Consider the following 16,265-nt stretch of genomic DNA (forward strand, 5'->3'; position numbering starts at 1 on the left):
TATGTCATGCAACTGCCATCACGCTGACACCGTTGCGTCATTCGCGGCAACCACACTAGAATGATCACGAAAACAACATCCCTGTTTCGAAGTTGGTTTTCGGTCCGATCACCGCCATCCCAAGGAGAGTTGTCCATGAACGAGTTGCCCAGCCCCACGCTGCCCCTGTCACCGATTTCCTTGCCCAGGGGGTCACTTCACCGCCCGGGCCATGGGGATGGTGCGGCGCAGCCTGCGTCTGCGGGCAAAGGGATTGAAGTGGCGTGGGCGCGGCACCTCGATGAAGTCCGCGCGGCGCAGCGGCTGAGGTACGAGGTGTTCGTGCGTGAAATGGGTGCACGCCTGACCACGCCCGTGCCCGAGCACGACATCGACCTGTTCGACGACTATTGCGAACACCTGCTGGTGCGCGCGCAGGACTCGCAGGAAGTCATAGGCACCTACCGCGTTTTGACCCCGGCGCAGGCGCGTCGCGTGGGCAGCACCTACAGCGACACCGAGTTCGACCTGACGCGCCTGCGCAGCCTGCGCGAGCGCATGGTGGAACTGGGCCGCAGCTGCGTACACCCCGATTTTCGCCAGGGCGGTGTGATCATGGCACTGTGGGGCGCGCTCGGCGACTTCATGGTGCGCAACCGGCTCGACACCATGATCGGTTGCGGCAGCATCCCCATGATGCACAACGGCGTGGCCGGCGGCGACGTGGCCGCGAGCATCTGGGCGCAATTGCGCCAAACGCATCTTGCGCCCATCGAATACCAGGTCCGCCCGCGGCTGCCGCTGCCCGTGGAGCAGCTCGACTCCAGCCTGCAGGTCGATCCGCCCGCACTCATCAAAGGCTACCTGCGCATGGGCACGCGCGTGCTCGGCGCGCCTGCATGGGACCCGGACTTCAACACCGCCGACCTGCCGCTGATGATGCGCCTGGCTGACTTGCCCCAGCGCTACCGCAAGCACTTCCTGGGCGCCTGATGCGCGCTGCGTTCGACGCCCTCGATGCCTGGAGCGCCGGCATGGCCTACTCGACGAACGAAGCCGCTGGCGCGCGAAGTGAGGACGATGCGCCCGCAGAGTCTGCGCCGCCGCAGCACTACCGCGCCGTGTTCATCTCCGACCTGCACCTGGGGACGCCGGGCTGCCAGGCGCATGCCTTGCTCGATTTTCTGCGCCACCATTCGAGCGATTACCTCTACCTCATAGGCGACATCGTCGATGGCTGGCAATTGCGGCGCAGATGGTTTTGGCCGCAGGCGCACAACGATGTGGTGCAAAAGCTGTTGCGCCGCGCGCGCAAGGGCTGCCGCGTGGTCTTCGTGCCTGGCAACCATGACGAATTTGCGCGCGCCTTCGTCGAGCACTCATTTGGCGGCATCGAGGTGGTGGAAGACGCCGTGCACCTGACGGCCGACGGCCGCCGGCTCTGGATCACGCATGGCGATTATTTCGACGGCGTCATCCAGTGCGCCAAGTGGCTCGCCTACTTGGGCGACAACCTCTATGAATTCACCCTCAAACTCAACCGCCACCTGAACACGCTGCGCGCGCGTCTGGGGCTGCCATACTGGTCACTGTCGGCCTACCTCAAAGGCAAAGTCAAAAAAGCCCTGAATTACGTGACCGACTTCGAGGTCGCAGTGGCCACCGAGGCGCGCCGGCGTGGGCATCAGGGCGTGGTCTGCGGCCACATCCACCGCGCCGAAATGCGCGAGATCGACGGCATTCTGTATTGCAATGATGGCGACTGGGTGGAGAGCCACATGGCCTTGGTCGAGCATGTGGACGGGCGGCTCGAATTGCTGCAATGGCCGGTGCGGCGCCTCGTCACCGGCGCAGGCAAGGCCGTTGCGGCGCCTGTGCAGGCGTGATGCGCAGTGCACCGTCGCACAGCGGTGGGATAAAAAAGCAGCCCAAGTGACAGATTAATAAATCCTATGAAATAGTCATATGAACGTCATGATGATGTTCGATAATGACCGGTTTGGGCTTTTCATCCTCGCTATGACGCACCCGAAGGCAAATCCCGCTCTCGCGCAACCCATGGACGACGCACAGGGCGGTCGTTCTGCAGAGCTGGAGGATTCGCCCGCGCCCACTGCAAAGACCGCGAAAGCGCATGCGCCCCGCGCTACCGCGACCATGGCGGTGCAGCCCCTCACCTTGCTCGACCGCGACCACAGCATCCTCGCCTTCAACGAGCGCGTGCTCGATTGGGCCGTGCGCGACGACGTGCCTCTGCTCGAGCGTTTGCGTTATCTGTGCATCGTCTCATCCAACCTCGACGAATTTTTCGAGGTGCGCGCGGAGCCGCATGTCAACGCCGTCAAGCACGGTGAAACCGAGGGGCTCTACACCGTGGCCTCGTTCGAGGCGCTCGCGGCCAAGGTGCATGACCTAGTGGCGCGCCAGTATGCGCTCTACAACCAGGTGCTGGTGCCGGCGTTCGCGGCGCATGGCATCCGCCTCCTTGCGCACAGCGAGCGCAGCGTGGCGCACAAACGCTGGGTGAGTGCGTATTTCCGGCGCGAGGTGCGCCCGCTGCTGGTGCCCGTGGGGCTCGATCCGGCGCACCCGTTTCCGCAGGTGGCCAACAAATCGTTGAACTTCATCGTGCGCCTCAAGGGGCGCGACGCTTTCGGGCGTGAAAACGAAGTCGCCATCGTCAAGGTTCCGCGCGCGCTGCCGCGCATCGTGCGCATCCCTGGTGACAACCCCAAGCAGCTGCTGTTCGCGAGCATCTCGAGCATCGTGCGCGCGCACTTGGCGGATCTTTTCCCGGGGCGCGAAGTGACGGAGTTTTCGCAGTTTCGCGTCACGCGCCACTCCGACCTTGCGCTCGACGAAGAAGACGTGCGCAACCTGCGCACGGCCCTGCGCCAGGGGCTGCAGCAGCGGCATTACGGTGAGGCGGTGCGGCTCGAGGTGTCGGCGGGCTGCTCGAAGTTTCTTTCGGACTTTTTGCTGCGCCAGTTCGACCTGCCAGAGCCCGCGCTGTACCGCGTGCACGGGCCCGTGAACCTGGTGCGGCTCACGCAGCTTGTCGATCTGGTCAACGACCCGGCGCTGCTGTTTGCGCCATGGAACCCCGTGTGGCCGCGCCAGCTTGTCGCAGGCGCATCGATCTTCGAGCAATTGCGCGCGCGCGACGTGCTGATCCACCAGCCTTTCGAGAGCTTTGACGGCGTACTCGCCTTCCTGCGCGAGGCGGTCGAAGACCCGCAGGTGCTCGCGATCAAGCAGACCATTTACCGTACCGGCGGGCGCGACTCCGAACTCATGCGCCTGCTCGGCGAGGCCGTGCGCCGCGGCAAGGAGGTCATGGCGGTGGTGGAGCTCAAAGCGCGTTTCGACGAAGAGGCCAACATCAACTGGGCCGAGGCGCTCGAATCCATAGGTGCGCAGGTGGTGTATGGCGTGGTCGGGCTCAAGACGCACGCCAAGATGCTGCTCGTCACGCGCCGCGAGGGCCGCCAGCTGCGCCGCTATGGCCACCTGTCCTCGGGCAATTACAACGCCCGCACCGCGCGGCTTTATACCGACCTGGGCTACTTCACGGCCGACACGCAGCTGACCGCAGAGATGGACGGCGTGTTCAGCCACCTGGCCAGCCAAAACCGGCCGCCGCGTCTGCGCAAGCTCATCCTGGCGCCTTTCCAGCTGCACCGGCGCCTGTTGGCTTTCATCGAGCGTGTAGGCCAGGCGGCGAGCCGGGGCGAGGACGCGCGCATCGTCGTCAAGACCAACGCGCTCACCGACGAGGCCTTGATCCATGCGCTGCTGCGCGCCGGCCAGCAGGGCGCACGCATAGACCTGATCGTGCGCGGTGCCTGCATGCTGCCCGCGCAGGTGCCGGGCGTGAGCGACAACATCCGCGTGCGCTCCATCATCGGACGTTTTTTGGAGCACAGCCGCGTGTTCTATTTCCGCGCCGGCGCGCAGGAGGACTTGTACCTCTCGAGCGCCGACTGGATGAACCGCAACATGCTGCGCCGCGTGGAGCTTGCCTGGCCCGTAACCGACCCGGCGCTGCGCCAGCAGATCATCGACGAATGCCTGGTTGCGTACCTGTACGACGACCGCGACGCCTGGACGCTGCAGGCCGACGGCCACTACGCGCGTCCGCTGCTTCCGCGCACCGGCAAAGGTGCGCAAAATGCCCTCATGGCGCGTTACGGCGCTACAAAATCGGAAGAAGCATGATGGACTTGATTCTCTGGCGGCACGCCGAGGCCGAAGATGCCGCCGACGGCATGGAAGACGTGGCACGCGCCCTCACGCCGCGCGGCGAGAAGCAGGCCGAGCGCATGGGCGCCTGGCTCGACCGGCAGCTGCCGCAGGGCTTGCGCGTGTTTGCAAGCCCCGCGCGGCGCACCGAGCAGACCGCGCAGGCGCTGGGGCGCAAGTTCAAGCTGCGCGCCGAGCTGCTGCCCGGTGCGAGCGCGCAAGACGTGCTCGAGCTCGCGCGCTGGCCCGAGGCGCGCGGCGCGGTGCTGATCGTCGGCCACCAACCCACATTGGGCGAGGTCATTGCTGAGGTCATGGGCCTGCGCGCGGGTGAATGTTCGGTGCGCAAGGGGGCCGTGTGGTGGCTGCGCCATCGGCAGCGGCAAGAGCGTGGCGAGACCGTATTGCTCACGGTGCAGTCGCCCGAATTCCTTTGATCTTGCCCCATGCGGCGTAGGAAGGTGGCGCTGGTGCCGCGCTGCGCCTGGGTACGGCGGTAGAGGGGCGCCGCCTACAATGCCGCTCAATCCTGCTCCCTCTGGTTTTCCTGACTTCATCGGAACGAAAGGCCCGCCCGTGCAAGTGAATCCCGCGATCTTCAAAGCCTACGACATCCGCGGCATCGTGCCCACCACCCTCGACGAAAACACCGCGCGCGGCCTCGGGCGCGCCTTCGGCATGGCGGTGCGCGCACAAGGAGAGGGCACGGTGGCCGTGGGGCGCGACGGGCGCCTGTCGGGGCCGGCGCTCGCGGCGGCGCTGATTGCGGGCCTGGTCGACGTGGGGCTGGAAGTGATAGACGTGGGCATGGTGACCACGCCCATGCTGTACTTTGCCGCGGCCACGCTGTGCACGAGTGGCATCCAGGTCACGGGCAGCCACAACCCGCGCGACCACAACGGCTTCAAGATGGTGCTCGGCGGCCGCGCGATCTACGGCGAGGACATCCAGGCGCTGCGCCGTGCCATGGAGTCCGAGACCTGGCAACTCGTGCCCGGCGGCGCGGTGCGGCAGGTTGACGTGCTGCCGGCCTACACCGCGCGCATCGTCGGCGACGTGCGCCTTGCACGGCGCATGAAGATCGTCGTCGATTGCGGCAATGGCGTGGCGGGCGCCTCGGCGCCGGGGATTTTCCGCGCGCTGGGCTGCGACGTGGTGGAGCTCTTTTCCGAAGTCGATGGCAGCTTCCCGAACCACCACCCCGACCCGAGCAAGCCCGAAAACCTGCGCGACCTCATCGCCGCGCTCAAAACGAGCGACGCCGAACTGGGGCTGGCTTTCGACGGCGACGGCGACCGGCTGGGCATCGTCACCAAGGACGGCAACAATATCTTCCCCGACCGCCAGATCATGCTGTTTGCCAAGGACGTGCTGCAGCGTGTGCCGGGCGGCGCCATCGTGTTCGACGTCAAGTGCACGCAGCGCCTCGCCCCCGCGATCGCGGCCGCAGGCGGCGTGCCCGTGATGTTCAAGACCGGCCATTCGCTCATCAAGGCCAAGATGCGCGAGATCGGCTCACCCCTGGGCGGCGAGATGAGCGGCCACATTTTCTTCAAAGAGCGCTGGTACGGCTTCGACGATGGCACCTACGCGGGCTGCCGCCTGCTCGAAATTTTGAGCCGCAGTGCCGACCCCAGTGCCGTGCTCGACGCGCTGCCCACAAGCCACTCCACCCCCGAGCTCAACGTCGCCTGCGCCGAGGGCGAGCCGCACCACGTCACGGCCGAGCTGCAGGCGCTGGCGCCGCAGTATTTCGGCCCGCCCGCGCAGATCAACACCATAGACGGCCTGCGTGTGGACTGGCCCGACGGCTTCGGCCTGATCCGCGCGAGCAACACCACGCCGGTGCTGGTGCTGCGCTTTGAAGGCCACACGCCCGAGGCGCTCGCGCGCATCGAGGCCGAGATGCTCGCGCTGCTGCGCCGCGTCAAGCCTGATGCGCAGATCGGCGCCGCGGCGCATTGAGCGCAGCGCACGCCTTGGGTTGAATCGTTGCAGCAGCGCAAGCGCGCAAGCGCGCAGGCGATGGAAATCGTTCTCGCACACATGCCACCCCCCGTGATTGCCTGGCTCGCGCTGCGCCTTTATGGAGTGCTGACCTGGCTTGCCCAGCCGCTGCTGCGGCGCAAGCTGCGCCTGCGCGCACGCGCCGAGCCCGGCTACGCGCAGGCCGTGGGCGAGCGTTTCGGGCGCTATGCGCCAGAGATCGTGCGTCAGCTGCCACATGCCCATCACGCTGATCACGCGCAGGCCGACGCACCCTGGATTTGGGTGCATGCCGTGTCGCTGGGCGAAACGCGCGCTGCGGCCATCCTGATCGCGGCCCTGCGTGCGCGCCTGCCGGGCATGCGACTGCTGCTCACGCACAGCACCGCGACGGGCCGCGCCGAAGGCACCAAGCTGCTGCAGCCCGGCGACGTGCAGGTCTGGCAGCCTTGGGACACACGCGCTGCCGTGGAGCGCTTTTTGCGCACCTTTCGCCCCGCGCTCGGCATCCTCATGGAAACCGAGGTCTGGCCGAATCTGGTCGCAGGCTGCAAGGCGCAGGGCGTCCCGCTCGTGCTCGCGAACGCGCGGCTCAACGCCAAATCTTGGCGCAGTGCGCGGCGCGTCACGGCCCTGGCCGTGCCCGCCTACCGCAGCCTCACGGCCGTGTGGGCGCAGACCGAGGACGACGCGCAGCGCCTGCGCAGCCTGGGCGCGCCCGTGCAGGCGGTGTTCGGCAACCTCAAGTTCGACGTGCGCCCCGACGCCGCGCAGCGCGCGCTCGGCCAATCCTGGCGCGCGCACAGTCCGCGCCCGGTTGTCATGCTTGCGAGCAGCCGCGAGGGGGAGGAGGCGATGTGGCTGCAGGCCATCGCTCAGGTTTTAGAACGAAAAACGCCTCTAGCAGCCTGTCGGACTTTAGGCGTCGATAGCGAGAATGCGCCCCAGCGTGACCAGTTTTTGCCGGATTCGCCGCCCCATAGCGGGACTATGGGGCAAGAAGACGGTAAAAAATGGGCCGCTGGGGCGCATTCGCAGCCGACGATTCCAAAGTCCGACAGGTTGCTAGCCAAGGCGCATCAAGCGCAAGCAGCTATCACTTCAGAAGTAACTGCGATGCCCTCAGACCCCGCTGCGCAGGTGCAATGGCTGATCGTGCCGCGCCACCCGCAGCGCTTCGACGAGGTGGCTGCGCTGCTCGAGGGTGCGGGCTTGCGCGTCGCGCGGCGCAGTTCCTGGGCGGAGGCGCCCGCGCCCGCAGACGTGTGGCTCGGCGATTCGCTGGGCGAGATGCAGGCTTACTACGCGCTGGCGGACGTGGCGCTGCTCGGCGGCAGCTTTGCACCGCTCGGCGGCCAGAATCTGATCGAGGCCGCAGCCTGCGGCTGCCCCGTGGTGCTCGGGCCCCATACCTTCAACTTTGCCGAAGCCGCGCAACGCGCCTGCGAAACCGGTGCCGCGCTGCGCGTGGCGGACCTGCGCCAGGGCGTGCGGGCGGCCTGCGTACTCGCGCTCGACGGCGTGCGGCTGGCGCAGGCGCGTGCGCAGGCGCAGGCATTCGCGCAAACCCACCGCGGCGCGGCCGAGGCCACGGCGCAGGCTGTGACCGCTTTGTTGGCGTGCAGCACACCAGCACAACGGAGCGTGGGCAGCAAGGTGGCGTGACGTCAGCTGCCCACGCGCCTTTGCCGAGCGCGCTCCAGGGCCGCGGCAATGGCCGCCTGGCGTAATTGGGTAGGGGAGGGCGCGGAGGACGCATCTGCTTGCGCAGAATCCGCCGTTGGGTGGCCTGGCGTGCTGGCCGCAGGGCTGGTGGGCCGTGTAGGCGGCGCCGAGGACGCCGTTTCCTGCACCAGCCTGCGCTGGCGCCGGGCATAACGCGCGCGTGCAGCGTCTGCCTGCGCCGGCGACCATGCAGCCCATCCGGTGGCCGTGCCGCTGGCATTTTCGAGGTGCATGCAATCGACGGGGCATGCAGGCAGGCAGAGTTCGCAGCCCGTGCAATGCGCCTCGATCACGGTGTGCATGCGCTTGTTCGTGCCCACGATGGCGTCGGTGGGGCAGACCTTGAGGCACAGGGTGCAGCCTATGCAGGCGCTCTCGTCGATGAAAACCACGCTGCGCGCCGTTTCCTGGCCACACTCCGGATCGAGCGGCAGCACCGGCTGCCCCGTTGCCGCCGCAAGCCGCACCACGCCCTCGGCACCGCCGGGCGGGCAGCGGTTGATGGCCGCCTCGCCAACGGCAATGGCCTGCGCGTAGGCTGCGCAATCCGGGTAGCCGCAGCGTGTGCATTGCGTTTGCGGCAGCAGCGCGGCGATGCGTTGCGCAGCTTCGGCGGCCGCGGTATCCATTCCAATCAAGAGGAGGAAACGGACGATGGGGCGGTGGCAGGAGCGGAGGAGGGCGAGGGCGTTGTAGTCCCTCCGGCATCCGCTGCGCCTTCGGCCTGCGCCGGCGTGGGGGTGGCATCCACCCAGTGCGTGGCGACGGCGGGTGTAGGCGCTTGTGCCGTGGCCAAAGAAGGCGCTGCGCTGCGAACAGTGGACTTCGCCGCCACCTTTTTGCTGCTGGCGGAGGCCCGTGGCGCTGCCGTGGCCTTGGTGTCGGCAGCCGTGGTGGGTGCGGAAGCAGGTTGCGTGGCGGTTGCCGCAGCTTTTGTCGCTACTTTTTGCGCAGCTTTTGCTGCAGCAGAGACGGTCTTTTCTTCCGTTTTCACGGTATTTTTTTCTGCTACCGCGACAGGCTGCGCACTGGGCAGTGGTATCGCCGTCGCCGTCTGGGGCGCTGGCTGGTGTGCGCGGATGAAGTCACGCACCCGGGGGTACACCATTTCGCGCCAGCGCCGGCCGCTGAAAATGCCGTAATGTCCGGCGCCCGGCACGTCGTAGTGGAATTGTTCTTTCTGCACGATGCCGGTGCACAAGTCGTGCGCGGCGCGCGTCTGGCCCGAGCCGGAAATGTCGTCGAGTTCGCCTTCTACGGTGAACAGGGCCGTGCTCTTGATGTCTTGCGGGCGCACGGGCTCGAGTTCGTCCGAGGGCGAACGCACCTTCCAGGTGCCGCGCACCAGTTTGAACTCCTGGAACACCGTGTGGATGGTGTCGAGGTAAAAGTCCGCATCCATGTCAAGCACGGCGTTGTATTCGTCGTAGAACTGGCGGTGCGACTCGGCGCTCGCATCGTCACCCTTGATGAGGTCGAGAAAGTAGTCGTAATGGCTGCTTGCGTGCCTGTCGGGGTTCATGGCCACAAAGCCCGCGTGCTGCAAAAAGCCCGGATACACGCGCCGCCCCGCGCCCGGAAAGGTCTCGGGCACACGGTAGATCACGTTGTTCTCGAACCAATCAAAGCTGCGCGTGGTGGCCAGGCTGTTGACTGCCGTGGGCGAGCGCCGCGCATCGATGGGGCCGCCCATCATGGTCATGCTCAGCGGCGTTTTTTCGCCGCGGCTCGCCATCAGCGACACGGCCGCGAGCACCGGCACGGTGGGCTGGCACACGCTCATCACGTGGCAGTTGCCGTAGATGCTCTGCAGGTGGCGGATGAACTCCTGCACGTAATTGACGTAATCGTCGAGGTGGAATTCGCCCTGCGACAAGGGCACGAGGCGCGCGTTCTTCCAGTCGGTGATATAGACCTTGTGGTCTTTGAGCATGGTGCGCACGGTGTCGCGCAGCAGCGTCGCGTAGTGGCCCGACAAGGGCGCGACGATCAGCACTGCGGGCTGGTTCTTGAGCTTGGCAAGCGTGGCCGGGTCATCGGAAAAGCGCTTGAAGCGACGCAGCTCGCAAAAAGGCTTGTCGATCTCCACGCGCTCGGCGATCGCCACGTTCACGCCATCGACATCGACCATGGGGATGCCGAACTCGGGCTTTTCATAGTCCTTGCCGAGACGGTAAAACAGATCAAAGCCCGCGGCCATGCGCTGCGCGAGGGGGTTCTCGCTCAGGGGCCACATGGGGTTGCTGAGCAGCTTGGAGGCTGCCAGCGAAAAGTCGGCAAAGGGCTCCATGAGAGAGCGTTGGGTTTCGTACAGGTGGTAGAGCATGTCTGGGCCATCCAGTTATGTTGCAGTGCAGCAAAATATACCAGCACGCGGCTTGTTGTGCAGGGAAATTTTTGCAAGCCAGAAGCAAAAAACGCGCCCGAAGGCGCGTTTTTGGGGTATTTTGGTTTTGGCGGAAACGGAGGGATTCGAACCCTCGATGGGGCTCTACACCCCATACTCCCTTAGCAGGGGAGCACCTTCGGCCACTCGGTCACGTTTCCAATGAGTCGGTGATTATGCCTTAGATCAGGCGCGGTGGCGGCATATTTTCGATGATTTTCAGCAGTTTCATGCCGCGGCCGGTTCCTGGTCGAGGTCGAAGGCGCGGTGCAGGGCGCGCACGGCGAGTTCCATGTATTTCTCGTCGATCACGACCGAGGTCTTGATCTCGGAGGTGGAGATCATCTGGATGTTGATGCCTTCTTCGCTCAGTGTGCGGAACATCTTGCTCGCCACGCCCACGTGGCTGCGCATGCCTATGCCGACGATGCTCACCTTGCAGATTTTGGTGTCGCCTGTGACGGCCTCTGCGCCCAGCTTGGGCAGCACCTTTTCCTTGAGCAGATCGACGGTGCGCGCATAGTCGTTGCGGTGCACGGTGAAGCTGAAGTCGGTTTTGCCGTCCTTGCTCACGTTCTGGATGATCATGTCCACTTCGATGTTTGCGTCCGCCACGGCGCCGAGGATCTGGTAGGCGATGCCGGGCTTGTCGGGCACGCCGATCACGGAGATCTTGGCCTCGTCGCGGTTGAAAGCGATGCCGGATACCAGGGCTTGTTCCATGTTTTCGTCTTCCTCAAAAGTGATCAGCGTGCCCGAGCGGGCTTCTTCTTCGATGGGGATGTCCCAGGGCGTGAAGCTTGAGAGCACGCGGATGGGCACCTTGTATTTGCCTGCGAACTCGACCGAACGGATTTGCAGCACCTTGGAGCCCAGGCTTGCCATTTCGAGCATTTCCTCGAAGCTGATGCTGCGCAGGCGCCGCGCCTCGGGCACCACGCGCGGGTCGGTGGTGTAGACGCCATCGACGTCGGTGTAGATCAGGCATTCGTCGGCTTTGAGCGCCGCGGCCACGGCCACGGCCGAGGTGTCGGAGCCGCCGCGGCCCAGCGTGGTGATGTTGCCATCGTTGTCCATGCCCTGAAAGCCCGTGATGATGACCACCTTGCCCGCGGCCAGGTCGGCGCGCACGCGCTGGTCGTCGATCGATTCGATGCGTGCCTTGGTGAAGGCGCTGTCGGTGCGGATGGGCACCTGCCAGCCCGCGTAGCTGACGGCGTCCATGCCCTCGGCCTGCAGCGCGATTGCAAGCAGTGCGGACGAGGCCTGTTCGCCGGTGGCGGCGAGCATGTCGAGCTCGCGCTGGTAAGCCGGCATGACGCGCGCAGGCGCGAGTTCTTTGGCCAGGCCGAGCAGGCGGTTGGTTTCGCCGCTCATGGCGCTCGGGACGACCACCATCTGGTAGCCCGCGCGCGCCCATTTGGCCACGCGCTTGGCGACGTTGCGGATGCGCTCGGTCGAGCCCATCGAGGTGCCGCCGTATTTGTGAACGATCAATGCCATGGGGATAAGAAAAAAAGCCCGAAAAACCGCCGCAAAAACTACTACCGCACGAGGCTCAGCTTGCGCCGGCGGGTGGCGGAAAAAGCGCAGGATTGTACCAATCGAGCCTGGCATCCGCGCGCACCACGAAGCCGCGCCCGACCTTGATGTGGATGCGCTGGCCGCGCGTTTGGCACGCGGCGATCTGGCGCTGCAGCTCTTGCAGCTGGGCGGCGCTGGGCGTGGTGTGGTGTGCGCTGCGCAGCCAGTGGCGCAGCACGTTGGCCTGGCGTTCGGGCCCCAGCGTTTGCAGTGCGGCGATCTGCGGCGGCGTGCCCACGAGCGCAAGGTCTTGCCGGGCCAGCTCATGCAGCAAGGCGCTGGCCTGCGCGGCGTGCGCGGCCGAACGCGCGAAGATGTCGCGAAACGCCGGGAAGGCCGCCTCGAGCGCGGGCAGCACGCGCGCGCGGATGCGGTTGCGCGTGTAGCGCTCGTCGGCGTTGCTCGGGTCTTCGATCCAGCCCTCGCCCTGCGCGCGCAGCCAGGCGCGCAGGTCGGCGCCGGCCACGCGCAGCAGCGGTCGGTACCACTGAAGGCCGCCGCGCTGCCAGTGCGCGGGCATGGCCGCGAGCCCGGCGACGCCCGCGCCGCGCGAGAGCGCGAGCAGCAGGGTTTCGACCTGGTCGTCGGCATGCTGCGCCAATGCTATTGATTGAATAGCTGCATGCCGTTGAGTTTCCTTGGCTACAGCCTCAAAAGCCTGGTATCTTGCGCGGCGGGCGGCGTCTTCGGGGCTGGCGCCGGGCGCGGGCCGCGCGTCGATGCGCTGCAGGTGCAGCGGCACGGCGAGGCGCGCGCACAGCGCGATGCAGTGGTGCTCGAAGTCGTCCGCCGCCGCTTGCAGGCCGTGGTGCACGTGGATCGCCTGCACCTGCCCCGGCCAGCGGCGCGCGCAGGCCAGCAGCAGCGCGCTCGAATCGGCACCGCCGCTCAGGCCCACGGCCAGCGGCAGCGGCGGGGCAAAAGCCCGCATGGCGGCGTCGAAGGATTGCGTCATGGTGAAAAACAGGCCGCGAAACCCGGAGCACGCGCAAAGTCGCCGCGTGGCAGGTACATCAGTGAACGAGTGAGGGCGCCACTGGCCCGCGCAGCGCCCGGCGGTCTGCGCCTGCGCGTGCTGTGCGCCCATCGTCGGCATGGGCATTGCACGGCGCAACACCCCCGCGGGTCATGCGCTTTCGGCCTTGGTGTCGTTGAAGCGGCCGTAGCTCTTGAGGCGCTCGTAGCGGCGCTCGACCAGTTCCCTGGGCTTGAGGTCGGCCAATTGGCGGTAGGCGTCGCCGAGCGCGCGCTTGAGAAAGGCCGACATTTGCTTGGGGTCGCGGTGCGCGCCGCCCACGGGTTCGCTGACGATCTTGTCGATGAGCCCGAGCGCCTTGAGGCGGTGCGCCGTGATGCCCAGGGCTTCGGCGGCTTCCTGGGCTTTTTCGTTGGTTTTCCAGAGGATGGAGGCGCAGCCCTCGGGGCTGATGACCGAGTAGATCGCGTATTGCAGCATCAGCACCTGGTCGCCCACGCCGATCGCGAGCGCGCCGCCCGAGCCGCCTTCACCGATGATGGTGCTGATGATGGGCACTTCGAGTTGCGCCATCTCGAAGATGTTGCGCCCTATGGCTTCGGACTGGCCGCGCTCTTCGGCGTCTATGCCGGGGTAGGCGCCGGGCGTGTCCACGAAGGTGAACACGGGCAGGTGGAATTTTTCCGCCGTTTTCATGAGGCGCAGCGCCTTGCGGTAGCCCTCGGGCTTGCTCATGCCAAAGTTGCGCAGCGTGCGTTCCTTGGTGTCGCGCCCTTTCTGGTGGCCCAGCACCACGCAGGCATGGCCGTTGAAGCGTGCCAGGCCGCCGACGATGGACTGGTCGTCAGCGTAGTGGCGATCGCCGTGCAGTTCGACGAAGTCGGTGAAGATGTCGCGCACGTAGTCCAGCGTGTAGGGGCGCTCGGGGTGGCGCGCGATCTTGGTGATCTGCCAGGGCGAGAGGTGGCTGTAGATGTCTTTGGTGAGCTGCTGGCTTTTTTTGCTGAGCTGTTCGATTTCTTCCGAGATATCGACGGCGCTCTCGTTTTGCACGTAGCGCAGCTCTTCGATTTTGGTTTCGAGTTCGGCAATGGGTTGCTCGAAGTCGAGAAAGGTTTTTTTGGCCAACGTCGTTCTCCTAGGGGCGCGTGCCGTCTTGGCATGCGAATGTCCCGCGCCGCCAGGCTGCGGGATGGACAGGTCAATACACCACGGGCAGCGGGTCGAGCGAGCGCCAAATATACCAAGTCGCCACGCTGCACCAGGGTTTCCAGGCCTCGGCCACCTCGCGCGCGTCGCTGCGGCTCACGGGCTCGCCGGAAAAGTAGCTGCGGCTGATGCCCTTGAGCAGGCCCACGTCGTCGAGCGGCAGCACGTTGGGGCGCATGAGGTGAAAGATCAGGAACATCTCGGCCGTCCAGCGGCCTATGCCGCGGATTGCCATGAGTTCGGCAATGATGGCGTCGTCCTCCATGGCCGCCCAGTCCTTGACGCGCAGCTGCCCTTGCTCGAAGTGCAGCGCCAGATCGACCAGGTAATCGACCTTGCGCGCCGACAGGCCCGCCGCGCGCATGTCGTCCACCTTGAGGCGGAGCACCTGCGCCGGCGCCATGCGCTCGGGCAGCGCGGCAAAGCGTTCCCACACCGACTGCGCGGCCTTGACCGAGATCTGCTGGCCGACGATGCTGCGCGCGAGCGTGCAAAAGGCGTCGCCGCGCGAGGCGAGCCGCGCGTCGCCGAATGGCGGGATCAGGCGCTTCATGACCCGGTCTTTGCGCATGAGGTGCTTGCACGCATCCGCCCAGTAATGGGGCGTGGTGGATGCGGGCGTGAATGGCATGGCGGCAGGCTCGTTTGCTGCGTTTTCAGAAGCTGTCATGGCACATTCCACGGGCGCTGAGGGCATATTTCATATAAAAAGGCATTTGAGGCTGAAAGTTATTCGGCCGCGGCCGAAATGCTTGCAGCCTCTCAGCGCACGGCCTCCCAGGTCGTGCCCGTGGGCGAGTCTTTGAGCGCGATGCCCTGGGCCAGCAGCTCGGCGCGGATGCGGTCGGCTTCGGCGAAGTTTTTGGCTTGTTTCGCGGCGGCGCGCGCGGCGATCTGCGCCGCGATGGCGGCCTCGTCGAGGCCCGCGCCAGCGCGCAAGAAGGCCTCGGGGTCGCCCTGCAGAAGCCCCAGGCAGCCGCCCAGCGCCCGCAGCAGCCCCGCGAGCGCGGCCGAGCGCGTCCGGTTCACTTCGCTCGCGAGCTCGAACAGCACGGCCACGGCCTCGGGCGTGCCGAAGTCCTCGTTCATTGCGGCCTTGAAGCGCGCCGCCCAGGGGTCGGCCCAGTCGATCTGCGCGGGCGCGGTGGGCTGGGCAAGCGCGTTGGGCGCCACCAAACTCAGCGCCGTATAAAGCCGCTTGAGCGCCTGGCGCGCGTCGTCCAGGTGCGCGTCGCTGTAGTTGAGCGCGCTGCGGTAGTGTGTGCGCACAAGGAAAAAGCGCACGGTTTCGGCGTCGTAGCGCTGCAGCACCTCGCGGATGGTGAAGAAGTTGCCGAGCGATTTGCTCATTTTTTCGTTGTCCACGCGCACGAAGCCGTTGTGCACCCAAAAGCGCGCGGGCGGCTTGCCCGTGGCGCCTTCGCTCTGGGCGATTTCGTTTTCGTGGTGCGGAAACTGCAGGTCGGCGCCGCCGCCGTGGATGTCGAAGGTCTCGCCCAGCGTCGCGCAACTCATGGCCGAGCACTCGATGTGCCAGCCTGGGCGTCCAGGCCCGAAGGGGCTGTCCCACCGGGCTTCGGGCGGTTCCTCGGGCTTGGCGGACTTCCAAAGCACGAAGTCCAGCGGGTCTTGCTTGTCGTCGCTCACGGCCACGCGCTCGCCGGCGCGCAATTCGTCGAGCGACTTGCCCGAGAGCTTGCCGTAGCCGGGGAATTTGCGCACGGCATAGTTCACGTCGCCGCTGCGCGCGCGGTAGGCCAGCCCCTTGTGCTCGAGCGTGCCTATCAGGGAGAGCATCTGCGGAATGTAGTCGGTGGCGCGCGGCTCCAGGGTGGGCGGCTCCATGCCCAGCGCGGCCGTGTCGGCGTGCATGGCGGAGGTCATCTCGTCGGTCAGCGCGCGGATGCTGATGCCGCGCTCGAGCGCGCGGCGGATGATTTTGTCGTCGATGTCGGTGATGTTGCGCACGTAGCTCACGCGCCAGCCGCTCGCCTTGAGCCAGCGCTGCACCACGTCGAAAGCCATCATCATGCGCGCGTGGCCGATGTGGCAGAGGTCGTAAATCGTCATGCCGCACACGTACATGCGCACATGGCCGGGCTCGAGCGGGGAAAACTCCTCCAAGGCACGCGAAAGCGTGTTGTAGATACGCAAGGTCATGAAAATTCAGGAAAAAAG

General features: G+C 66.1%; 13 protein-coding genes and 1 tRNA gene. 6 read left to right on the top strand and 8 right to left on the bottom strand.

Annotated elements, in window-relative coordinates:
• The first annotated feature begins 135 nt into the window (after positions 1 to 135).
• From PYV55_RS01890 to PYV55_RS01915, 6 genes are all read left to right on the top strand, one after another.
• On the top strand, positions 136 to 972 hold the full coding sequence (locus tag PYV55_RS01890) for a GNAT family N-acetyltransferase (protein ID WP_275848756.1): 837 nt from the start codon (positions 136 to 138) through the stop codon (positions 970 to 972).
• Positions 972 to 1,865 (top strand): UDP-2,3-diacylglucosamine diphosphatase, encoded by an 894-nt coding sequence (locus PYV55_RS01895; RefSeq protein WP_275848757.1) that lies wholly within the window; start codon positions 972 to 974, stop codon positions 1,863 to 1,865. The genes PYV55_RS01890 and PYV55_RS01895 overlap by 1 nt, the downstream gene beginning before the upstream one ends.
• 172 nt (positions 1,866 to 2,037) lie before the next feature.
• The gene (gene ppk1 / locus PYV55_RS01900; protein ID WP_275848759.1) at positions 2,038 to 4,197 is read left to right on the top strand and encodes a polyphosphate kinase 1; all 2,160 of its coding nucleotides are present in this window, start codon (positions 2,038 to 2,040) and stop codon (positions 4,195 to 4,197) included.
• Positions 4,194 to 4,658: a SixA phosphatase family protein gene (locus PYV55_RS01905; protein ID WP_275848761.1), complete on the top strand. Its 465-nt coding sequence runs from the start codon at positions 4,194 to 4,196 to the stop codon at positions 4,656 to 4,658. Before ppk1 ends, PYV55_RS01905 begins: the two co-directional genes overlap by 4 nt.
• 139 nt (positions 4,659 to 4,797) lie before the next feature.
• Complete coding sequence (locus PYV55_RS01910; RefSeq protein ID WP_275848763.1) at positions 4,798 to 6,186, top strand: phosphomannomutase/phosphoglucomutase; 1,389 nt, start codon at positions 4,798 to 4,800, stop codon at positions 6,184 to 6,186.
• Between the two features lie 60 nt (positions 6,187 to 6,246).
• The gene (locus PYV55_RS01915; RefSeq protein WP_275848765.1) at positions 6,247 to 7,872 is read left to right on the top strand and encodes a 3-deoxy-D-manno-octulosonic acid transferase; all 1,626 of its coding nucleotides are present in this window, start codon (positions 6,247 to 6,249) and stop codon (positions 7,870 to 7,872) included.
• Positions 7,873 to 7,874: 2 nt separating this feature from the next.
• Here the strand turns inward: PYV55_RS01915 and rsxB are convergent, their stop codons facing one another.
• The 8 genes from rsxB to cysS all read right to left on the bottom strand — a co-directional run bounded on the left by rsxB (position 7,875) and on the right by cysS (position 16,247).
• A complete protein-coding gene (gene rsxB / locus PYV55_RS01920) occupies positions 7,875 to 8,561 on the bottom strand; it encodes an electron transport complex subunit RsxB (protein WP_275848767.1) in 687 nt (228 codons plus the stop codon).
• 5 nt (positions 8,562 to 8,566) lie between these two features.
• A complete protein-coding gene (locus PYV55_RS01925) occupies positions 8,567 to 10,258 on the bottom strand; it encodes a polyhydroxyalkanoate depolymerase (RefSeq protein ID WP_275848768.1) in 1,692 nt (563 codons plus the stop codon).
• Positions 10,259 to 10,386: 128 nt separating this feature from the next.
• Positions 10,387 to 10,479, bottom strand: a tRNA-Ser gene (locus tag PYV55_RS01930).
• A 67-nt stretch (positions 10,480 to 10,546) separates the two neighbouring features.
• Complete coding sequence (locus PYV55_RS01935; RefSeq protein ID WP_275848770.1) at positions 10,547 to 11,821, bottom strand: aspartate kinase; 1,275 nt, start codon at positions 11,819 to 11,821, stop codon at positions 10,547 to 10,549.
• 55 nt (positions 11,822 to 11,876) lie between these two features.
• Positions 11,877 to 12,857 (bottom strand): tRNA lysidine(34) synthetase TilS, encoded by a 981-nt coding sequence (gene tilS / locus PYV55_RS01940; protein ID WP_275848771.1) that lies wholly within the window; start codon positions 12,855 to 12,857, stop codon positions 11,877 to 11,879.
• A gap of 171 nt (positions 12,858 to 13,028) precedes the next feature.
• Positions 13,029 to 14,006 (bottom strand): acetyl-CoA carboxylase carboxyltransferase subunit alpha, encoded by a 978-nt coding sequence (locus PYV55_RS01945; RefSeq protein WP_275848773.1) that lies wholly within the window; start codon positions 14,004 to 14,006, stop codon positions 13,029 to 13,031.
• A 73-nt stretch (positions 14,007 to 14,079) separates the two neighbouring features.
• On the bottom strand, positions 14,080 to 14,718 hold the full coding sequence (locus tag PYV55_RS01950) for a DNA-3-methyladenine glycosylase family protein (RefSeq protein ID WP_275848900.1): 639 nt from the start codon (positions 14,716 to 14,718) through the stop codon (positions 14,080 to 14,082).
• A 131-nt stretch (positions 14,719 to 14,849) separates the two neighbouring features.
• Positions 14,850 to 16,247, bottom strand: a complete 1,398-nt coding sequence (gene cysS / locus PYV55_RS01955) for a cysteine--tRNA ligase (protein ID WP_275848775.1) — start codon at positions 16,245 to 16,247, stop codon at positions 14,850 to 14,852.
• Positions 16,248 to 16,265 lie beyond the last annotated feature (18 nt).

Source organism: Extensimonas soli (assembly GCF_029211265.1).
In the GTDB taxonomy this organism is placed as follows: Bacteria; Pseudomonadota; Gammaproteobacteria; order Burkholderiales; family Burkholderiaceae_C; genus Extensimonas; species Extensimonas soli.